This is a genomic window from Bacillus sp. 05T21 (assembly GCF_056396785.1).
In genome coordinates this window covers 1-8847 of the sequence record NZ_JBFTMD010000057.1, presented here as the reverse complement: position 1 = coordinate 8847, position 8847 = coordinate 1, and the positions used below count along the sequence as shown (strand labels likewise).

At 31.7% G+C, this 8847-nt stretch carries 9 protein-coding genes and 2 pseudogenes; 8 read left to right on the top strand and 3 right to left on the bottom strand.

Annotated elements, in window-relative coordinates:
* The 3 genes from AC1DKZ_RS32160 to AC1DKZ_RS32150 all read left to right on the top strand — a co-directional run.
* A partial coding sequence (locus AC1DKZ_RS32160; protein WP_476997910.1) for an IS6 family transposase occupies positions 1 to 468 on the top strand: 468 nt, incomplete at its 5' end.
* Positions 469 to 567: 99 nt separating this feature from the next.
* Positions 568 to 756, top strand: coding sequence for a hypothetical protein (locus AC1DKZ_RS32155; RefSeq protein ID WP_162836444.1), 189 nt, complete (start codon positions 568 to 570; stop codon positions 754 to 756).
* A 404-nt stretch (positions 757 to 1160) separates the two neighbouring features.
* Positions 1161 to 3251, top strand: coding sequence for a NosD domain-containing protein (locus AC1DKZ_RS32150; RefSeq protein WP_476997909.1), 2091 nt, complete (start codon positions 1161 to 1163; stop codon positions 3249 to 3251).
* 155 nt (positions 3252 to 3406) lie between these two features.
* Here the strand turns inward: AC1DKZ_RS32150 and AC1DKZ_RS32145 are convergent.
* Positions 3407 to 3886: pseudogene (locus AC1DKZ_RS32145) on the bottom strand (site-specific integrase); the annotation flags it as partial.
* Between the two features lie 532 nt (positions 3887 to 4418).
* Positions 4419 to 4733: a hypothetical protein gene (locus tag AC1DKZ_RS32140; protein WP_000589781.1), complete on the bottom strand. Its 315-nt coding sequence runs from the start codon at positions 4731 to 4733 to the stop codon at positions 4419 to 4421.
* Between the two features lie 238 nt (positions 4734 to 4971).
* Between AC1DKZ_RS32140 and AC1DKZ_RS32135 the strand changes: the two genes are divergently transcribed.
* Together AC1DKZ_RS32135 and AC1DKZ_RS32130 are read left to right on the top strand one after the other, a co-directional pair.
* On the top strand, positions 4972 to 5103 hold the full coding sequence (locus AC1DKZ_RS32135; RefSeq protein ID WP_258169578.1) for a hypothetical protein: 132 nt from the start codon (positions 4972 to 4974) through the stop codon (positions 5101 to 5103).
* A gap of 70 nt (positions 5104 to 5173) precedes the next feature.
* A complete protein-coding gene (locus tag AC1DKZ_RS32130) occupies positions 5174 to 5407 on the top strand; it encodes a hypothetical protein (RefSeq protein WP_476997908.1) in 234 nt (77 codons plus the stop codon).
* Between the two features lie 307 nt (positions 5408 to 5714).
* On the opposite strand, the gene AC1DKZ_RS32125 is transcribed toward AC1DKZ_RS32130, so the two are convergent.
* The gene (locus AC1DKZ_RS32125; RefSeq protein ID WP_258397572.1) at positions 5715 to 6611 is read right to left on the bottom strand and encodes a VanZ family protein; all 897 of its coding nucleotides are present in this window, start codon (positions 6609 to 6611) and stop codon (positions 5715 to 5717) included.
* Between the two features lie 520 nt (positions 6612 to 7131).
* Between AC1DKZ_RS32125 and AC1DKZ_RS32120 the strand changes: the two are divergent.
* The 3 genes and pseudogenes from AC1DKZ_RS32120 to AC1DKZ_RS32110 form a co-directional block, all read left to right on the top strand.
* Positions 7132 to 7299 (top strand): annotated as a pseudogene (locus AC1DKZ_RS32120) (Holliday junction resolvase RecU); the annotation flags it as partial.
* Between the two features lie 656 nt (positions 7300 to 7955).
* Positions 7956 to 8324 carry an FtsX-like permease family protein gene (locus AC1DKZ_RS32115; RefSeq protein WP_476997912.1) on the top strand — a complete coding sequence of 123 codons (369 nt, stop codon included), beginning with the start codon at positions 7956 to 7958 and terminating at the stop codon, positions 8322 to 8324.
* Between the two features lie 358 nt (positions 8325 to 8682).
* Positions 8683 to 8847: acyltransferase family protein (locus AC1DKZ_RS32110; protein ID WP_476997911.1), on the top strand; the 165-nt coding region annotated here is incomplete at its 3' end.

The window sequence follows — 8847 nt, the reverse complement described above, 5'->3', positions numbered from 1 at the left end:
ACATATATCAAAGTAAAAGGTCAATGGATGTACCTGTATCGTGCTGTTGATTCGAACGGAAACACAATCGATTTTTGCCTAAGCAAAACAAGAGATCATAAGGCTGCAAAGCGCTTTTTCAAGAAAGCTTTGCGGTCTTTTCATGTTTCAAAGCCACGTGTGGTAACAGTCGATAAGAATCCAGCTTATCCTATAGCAATTGAACAGTTAAAAAAAGAAAAAAGCATACCTAACGGTATGCGACTTAGACAACAAAAGTACTTGAATAACATAGTAGAACAAGATCATCGCTTTATAAAGAAGCGAATCCGTTCTATGCTAGGCCTTAAATCTTTTGAAACAGCTACATCCATTCTTTCTGGAGTAGAAGCCATGCATATGATTAAAAAAGAACAGCTTAATTTACGGGACCAGTCTGTACAAAATCAAAAAGAATTCATCCATCAATTGTTTGGACTTGCAACATAAGATACGATTCCGTTAGGAATATATATGCTTTATTCCCTTGTGTTTTATTTTTGCACCAGAACCAAAAAAATTACTTTAATTGAAGAACGAGCAAAAAAATTGGAAAGTGTGCCATCTGGATTAGAAATGAAACAAATAATCTCAGATGTTATTGATAGCAAGAATTTAGTCAGTGTCGATAAATTAGAACTTGAGATCATTAAGAGTCGCAATACACAAGTTTTATGGACAATTGGTACGATAATATCAATTGTTTCATTGGGCGTTGCAGTTATAAAGTTGCTTTAAAAAACAGCCATGAATTAATAACAAAGAGTGAAATCGAAGAAAAACGTTATCAGATAAACATAGATTTATCGTATTGTTTGAAACGGAATAAAAGCATAAAAAATGTAAGGATATTTATTGATGAGAATTTTTTTAATTCTTGAATAGCCACTTTACTCGGTGATGATTCCTGAGCTTCTAAGGTGAAGGCCTCGTTTAATTTTTCTAGAATATTCATTAATAATCAGTCCTTAATCTCTCTCCATTTTGAAATTATGGATGAAAAGGGGGAGGATTGTAAATATGGAAATGAAAAAACGAAGCCTATGTATATGTGAAATGATTTTTAAAACCGTCTCCTTTTAGGGGACGGTTTCTTTTATCAATGAATATACTATATTAAGAAATTTAAGAGGTGATAATAATTGGATTATTTAATTGAATTAAATCAGTGGGGCATAAAAGAAGGATTACCTACTAAACCCTATGTAGATGCAGATTATATACAAGCTGATAAGAATATCCAGGGGATAAGCAATGCGCTACAATTTGCAGCATCTAATAATTACTCTGAAGTTATTCTTCCAAAAGGCAATTACGCTCTATGTTATCCACGTGAGATTGTTATGTTTTCCAATTTAGATTTTAATTTAAATGGATCGACATTAAAAGTTATATACGATTCTAATAAAAAATCGCCATTTGACAATAGAACAACTACTGATTATTACAACTTCAAAGGGAATAGTATCGTATTTAGTAAAGTCACCAATTCTAATTTATTTGGTGGAACTATAATTGGATGTAGGGACGACAGAAGTTTCTCTAATCCTTTAGAAGTAGCAGTGGAGAATACGTATGGTATTCTCTTTCAAAAAAGTTCAAATTATTGTTCTGTGAAAAATTGTAAGGTTCGCGATTATATGGGTGATAATATTTCATTTAGCTCAAACTCGATATTTGACTATGGAGAATTTGATCAAGGTCTTACTTTGAGTGCCTTAGATTACAACACTGGACAACCCATTACCTCTACGAATACACTCACAACAAAGATGCTAAACATACCTCAAGATTTAACACCAAAGATTACTTCCTTTCTTATAGCTGGAGCAGGATACGCTAGAACAACAAATTTAAATAGTAAAGACTTGGATATCTTCTTTTACGATAATAACAACAATTTCATAGGGGTTATGAAGAAAAGAAGAATCTATACAGATATTTCAATCCCAGTTAACGCAATGAAATTTAGACTTCAATTTTATAATGAAAACAATGTAAATAAGAATCTACAATATACAATTATGTTTGGTGGTATCCCTCACCATAACACTGTTGAAAAATGCGAGGTTTTTAATGGGCATAGGGGTGGTATCACTTTAGGGGGGAATTACAACGAAGTTATAAATAATAAAATCCGCGATAATGGAAAAGGATTGGTTAGGTTTTTGGATGGAAAACCTATTTTCAACGATCCAACTCGTTATTCAATAAACATGGAAGATTCATACGGAGCAAGCTGTACCATAAAAGATAACGAAATTTACGGCAGTTATCACGGTATATTAGTTGGTTGCTATGATGTCTTAATAGAACATAATCACATTTACAATATAGATTACCTAGCAATTAATCTTTATTCTTTAATGCATGCAACTATTAAGGATAATTACTTATACAACTGTCAAAATAACATTGGGCTCATGACTTCTAATTTTAGTACGGCGTTTGTGAATATTATAGACAACAGTTTCACAGGTGGTAATATGAATTTAACTAATGATTCGTATAGGGTTTCTTTATCTAACAATCAATACGTAAACCCTGATTTCGTTGCATTGGGAGATAATTGCACATTTGATAATAATTATATTGTTTTTACAGAAAATCCGAATACCACACCATGGATAAAAGCAAACAAAATAAGCAAATGTACCTTTAAATCGGTTTTAACACAAAGAGAGATGACGTTTAAAGTTAAAGAATATGATAGCTGTAGATTCGAAAATTTACGAGTCAGATCAGAAAACCCTAATACTCAAACTGTAGACGTGTGTGAGTTCACAAGGTCAGAACTTCTTAATTGCGAGTTGAGAAATCATTTGTTTAGTGGGAGTCCAATGAATATTAGAGTTACTAAATCAAAACTTATAGATACAACTTGCGAAGTTGGTATTACAAATGTGGATAATCAAGTACCATACACTACACTGGAAGACTGTGCTATCTCCATTAATACGAAAAATAATTTATTCTTATCTGATACAAATCGTCCATATACAACTTATGTAGTAGAGAAATGCAATGTTACTATTAATAATCCAGCATTCGCTTCTCTCTTAGCTTCAGGAGCAGCAGCGGGAGTAAACGATTTAATTTTAAAAGACAATAGATTTGTTTATACAGGAACAGCACCATTGAATTTAAAATATTACACAAATAAAAATCATATTCGTAACTTCATCAATTCGAATAACACCTTTACAAATATCAATTTACCTGCTGTGAATTAAAGCTGGCTCTTTCGAGTCAGCCCGTTTTTATTCTACATCCACCAATTCATTAAGTTTAAATTCTGTATTCAATCCAAATGAATCCGTATAGTATACCGTTTATATTCTTATACATATTTGCAGTTATAATGCATGACTGTACATAGATGACAAACATTAATGAGTAAATGCACAATAACAATGTTACGATCCATAAGTACTGGACGAGCGGAGCGTTGTTTTTCTGTTAATCCTTCTAATGAAGTTAATATGTACTTTAGCCGTTTTTCTTCCTCTTTAGAAATAAAGTCTTCATCTCATAACGCCCGATTAGGCTGAATCATGAGATTCATATCTTCTAATGGATTAGGTAGGCCTAAATATTGATAAAGTCTACTTAGGACAATATAAACACGATGTATCGTTTTATCAGAGTAATTTCGTTGCTTCTTTAAATCATTAAAATACTCTTCATAACCCTCGGTACTAAGTGTCGTCCATATATTGCGTAAGGGAAGCTTTTTTGATTTTTGCAACCACTGACCAAAATCTTCAATATCATAAACATATCGTTTAATTGTGGAAGGTTTTCTTCCTTTATCTAATAAGAAAGAAGAAAAATGCTGTATTGTGTCTTGAAATTCTTTTGTTGGCATAGCCTTATCATCCTAATCTTTTCTTTTAGTATATCAAATTTTGAAATTAGCTTTACTTACACTACGTAATACATACTGAATTTATGTAAATATTTCTCAATATTATATTATTGCCATATGAGCTATAATATAAGTAGTTCTTTTTATTATTTATATTTTGTTATTTTCTGTTGCAGAATCCTTATTATAAGGATTCCTTTTTTGTATCAAAAATCTCCAAAGAAAAAAGATAAGATCGGGAACACAATCTTATCTTTAGTACAAGGAGAATACAAAAGGGATTACTATCTTATTTATATTATATTGTTTTTTGTTAATTTTTTATATCAAAACCATAAATAACAGTTATACCTATATTGAAAAATTTATTACAAAATTAGCTATAAATGATTCAAGAAGTGAATGTAAACTTTTATACAAAATTTCACATTTTAGAAAGGTAAAAAGAGCCCAATTAATTTAGGACTCTTTTTCGTTTTGGGTAATTCTAAATTCTTAAGTTGATGGATGTGAGTACCCCTATAAAAAACAATTATTTACGACGCCTTCTCTTTGCTTTTTTACGCTGATTTGTATGACTATATTTTTTTATATGAGTACTTCTGTTCTTCTTATAATTAGGTAACTTACATATAAGAACAGTAATTGCACAAAAAATGAAAAATATAAAGTTTGCAATCATCCAAAGGTTAATATCATAGTCATATAGCTTACTAAAATACTTTTTGTCACGAGTAATATGACTTACGTTACTGTCAATTGCTTCGAGGGTGTAAGGAATAATCCAAGAGGAACCAATTAATATAACAATTGTTCCAAGAATGAAACTGAGTATATGTTTTATCAAGTTCTATTCTCCTTTAATTATGTTACGTCAGTAAGCGTGATATCTTCTTTTTGTAAAACTCCCCAAAATGTGTATCTTTCTAATTCAGGAGTGACACATATCATCAGTCGCAAATAACAAATAATAGACAATTAATTTTATAAAAAATGTTGATAAAATGCACTCTTCTATTTTTGACACAATCAATAAAATAATTCATCTTTATATATTATTTTATTGATTTCATGGGGTGAAAAACATGCAAAGCAAAGAAGAAATAATAGCGTTTTCGTTAACGGCAGGATTAGTTATACCTGCTGTGGCATTATGTGATGAAGGTCATGAAGAGGAAAAAGGACAGGTTATTTCTGATTTACCATTTGAATATTAATAGGGTTTCCATAGACTCCTGGGTGCAAAGTGAAAATGAAGTAGATTGGTATTATGTCAAGGGGATACTTATGTTTGACCCATCTGCTCCTTGTGATAATAATAGCCCTTGGTTGAAGATAGACGGTAGATGGTACTTATTCAACCCTGGTGGAAAGCTAGTTAGGAAAGAAGGTTGGGAACAGTCGTCTGCTAATGGGAAATGGATGTATTGGATTCCTAGAAATTATGGACTTGCAACAAATGAATCAAGGGTAATTGACGGGGTAACATATTACTTCGATAGTAATGGTTATATGAAATAAAAATGAAAGCATCCATTCGGGTGCTTTCATTTTTATTTTGTAGAAATTACACAATGAATGTGAAACTGAAAAAAATGGACATTTGATAAGGTTATAACATACATGTGTATAGGAATGGCTATTTTAGGCGCTGCCGTGATCGGTTTATCGTCTTATTTGTTGTTAAGGGATGATAAGGGGTAACAAAACAAACGAACACAACGAACAAAAAACACCTGAGACTATAGCCCCAGGTAAGTTTGTACCATTTGTAGTATTAAACCAGAGATTTAATCCGCTAGTATCTAAACTAGTGGAATTCAATTCATTATTTTTTCCATTCTGTAAGCTTGACATCCCATAGCAATGCATCTGTATCAATAAATTTAATACTAAGTTCATTTGCTTTAGCCAACTCTATCTTAAAGGAACTTGTGGATGTAGATATGCTTTCTTCAGAAAATCGAATGGTTTGTACATCTTTTCCATCAATAGAAAAAATTATCTTACCGGAATGTTTGCTCGCACTATCAGGGATACCGAGATATCCCGAAAGTTTTGCATACTTACCTTTTAGCAAGTATTTAAATTGCTGAGAATTTGTCCCTTTACTACTAAACATATTTAATTTAGGTTCAATTTTTTTATGAGCCACTTCAAAGCTAGTGGAATTGTTAACATTCGGTACATATCCAGTACTTTCTGTCAGTTGATTTAGCGCTATAACGGTTCCATTTTTGGGGGATTGTTGTTCCTTTTCTAATGATTTATTAATTTCACCTACAACTACAAGTACTCCTAATGTCAAGATAAATGCTATTACACCTGTAATAATAAAGTTTTTCAAAGTATTATTAGAGCGAAATCCTATTTTATAGGCACAAAATCCTATCGTAGCACCCATTGCATTCACAATTACATCATCAATGTCAAAACCACCAAGAAAAGTAACCATTTGTAGTACTTCTAGTATAAGAATAGAAATACAGAATGAAGTAATAAATCTAATAAAGCTACAACGATATAACATAGGAATTAATACCCCAAAAGGTATGAATGCTGTTAAATTTCCAAAATTAAAAAACCATAGATTAAAATCTTCTCTATCTACCATATTTGGCAAGCTCAAAGGAATACTACTCGGAATTAACTGGAATTCATATTCATGATTAATATATTTTAATCCCAATCTATCGAAACCAAGGAACATAAAGTAGAGAATCAGAACGGAATATAGTCCTAATATTGCGAGGGTAATGTTACGATGTTTTCCTTTGATAATAAAACCTCCTATTACTAATAATTGTTCGTATTGATAATTCCACAAATTCTCATATTTTAAATATAACAATAAAACTATATTGGCGTAAGTAGTAATTCGGTTCTGTTGCAAAGTTTTTAAAAGTAAGCTAATCCTTTTACGAAAAAAGGTCCTGTTGTCTCCAACAGAACCTTTCCTAAAATGGCAAAGAGTAACTCTTACCTTACTCTTCTGCTATATAATACACAAAAAACGTATAGCTGTGTATAACAATAAATCCCAATGTAAACATTTGAATAAAGTGTTTAAAAGTATTTTATCAGAGCTTAATATAAGGAATCAAATTACAAATGTTGATTTATCAATGAATATTAATGATGCGCTATTAAATGATAGTTAATAAATTGATATTACAATAAATAAATATGGGATATTGCATATTCAATTGAAATAGAAAATTACAAGTGGAAAGTGAGGAATAACAATGGGACTAGGAAACCGTGGTATGGCATTTGAAATGCATATTAATCTAGCGAATGAAATGTATCAACGAGGGGGAGTAGCGCTTATAAACAAGCGTCCGACTCCTGTGAAGGTGTTAAAAAGTAAAGGTGGCCGTGTATTAAATGGATTCTATGAAGCAAAAACTACAGAGAATCCTACACGATTAGATAGATAATCTGTTTTATAGGAGGAGTAGATTATCGTTATTCATATTTCCCTGATTGTATCCTTTATTTATCAGAGTCTTTTAAGATAGCCTTTTTTTAGGAGGGAAGTACCAAGCTAACCACTACTCCAGCGTGATCGGACGGCCAGAGAGCGGTTGACGTTCTGTCATGCTGTTCTTCTCCTACCACATCCGCCATAATTGGGTTCCAACCGTTTTTTAACAAAATAAAATTTATTCTTTTGTTTAGAGAGGACGCGGCATTCAATAGATCAGAACCCTGGCAACAGGTAAGTCCTTTTCATTTACCCACCTGTATCCAAACATCTCGAAATCCAGCATTGATAAAATTCCCGTATGTTGGTGTGCTGGTTCCACTAGCATTTGAATTCAAATCTCCTATAATGATTAGCGGTATCTTTAATGCTGGTTATGATGATTTCATTGTAATCTCTGACGTTGATCAGGAGTTTTATAAGAATATCAAGGATAAAAAATGTTATTCAATTAGCTATGATGTGATAAGTTTCGATGATATTGTTTCTGTGAACAAAATGCTGAAAGTAAAAGATATAGATAGTAAAAATATTTCAAGCGAAGTTGCGGCCTTGTAAAGCACCTTTAATAGCCTTAACCGCCTGTTTTTAATAGTATCCATTCTGATTTTAGCAATAGGTCTCTTTATCAGCATCATTGTGCTTGTTAAGTTGCAAAATTCAAGATATAGAGAATTGGGGCTACTATCTGCACTAGGTTTTAGTAAAGGCGCAATACGAAGAATGATACTCAGTGAAAATGTATTGTTATCGGGAATGGTGTCTGTTTTTAATGCTTTTCTAATTAGTTTCACATATTTTATCAGTATTGCTTTTGATCTTGGTTTAGTTATCACGATACTTCAAATGTTTCTTTCCATTTTAGTAACAGCAATTATTGTTATCGTGATCAGCATAACAGCAAGTTATAAGCTTATTAATACTGAGCCTGCTGAGGCACTAAGAAAGTAAAAAATTCATTAGGGGTACCGCTACATGCCGATCGAGCTAAAATTTTGAAATATCCCAAAAGTGAAAATTTTATATCTCTACAGTTATTTATGGGGAATTCAGCTCGTTTTTTTTGTTTTTGTAATAATTTATTACTTGTATGGGGCTTATAAGGGACTATTCAGTGTGGATCGAGAAAATTTAACTACCATATAAAGTGATAAAGTGATAAAGTGTTAGTTGCTGTGCATGTTATTATAAAAAAGAGAGTCTTCCCAAATGATGTTTGTAATAGTTTAGCTTATACGATTTTAGGAAATTAATAGCATTTTATACCGCTATTATTTACCTAATTTCCAAGAAATAGAGGTGATTGTAGGTGACTAAACCTTTTAAAAAAAATAGTCGTTATATGGTTGGATTAGACAGTCTAAGGGGCCTAGCTATACTAGGTGTTATTTTGTATCATATTAATTTTAATTGGATGCCTGGAGGATTTTTAGGGGTTACTGTATTTTTTGTACTCTCAGGTTATTTAATTACA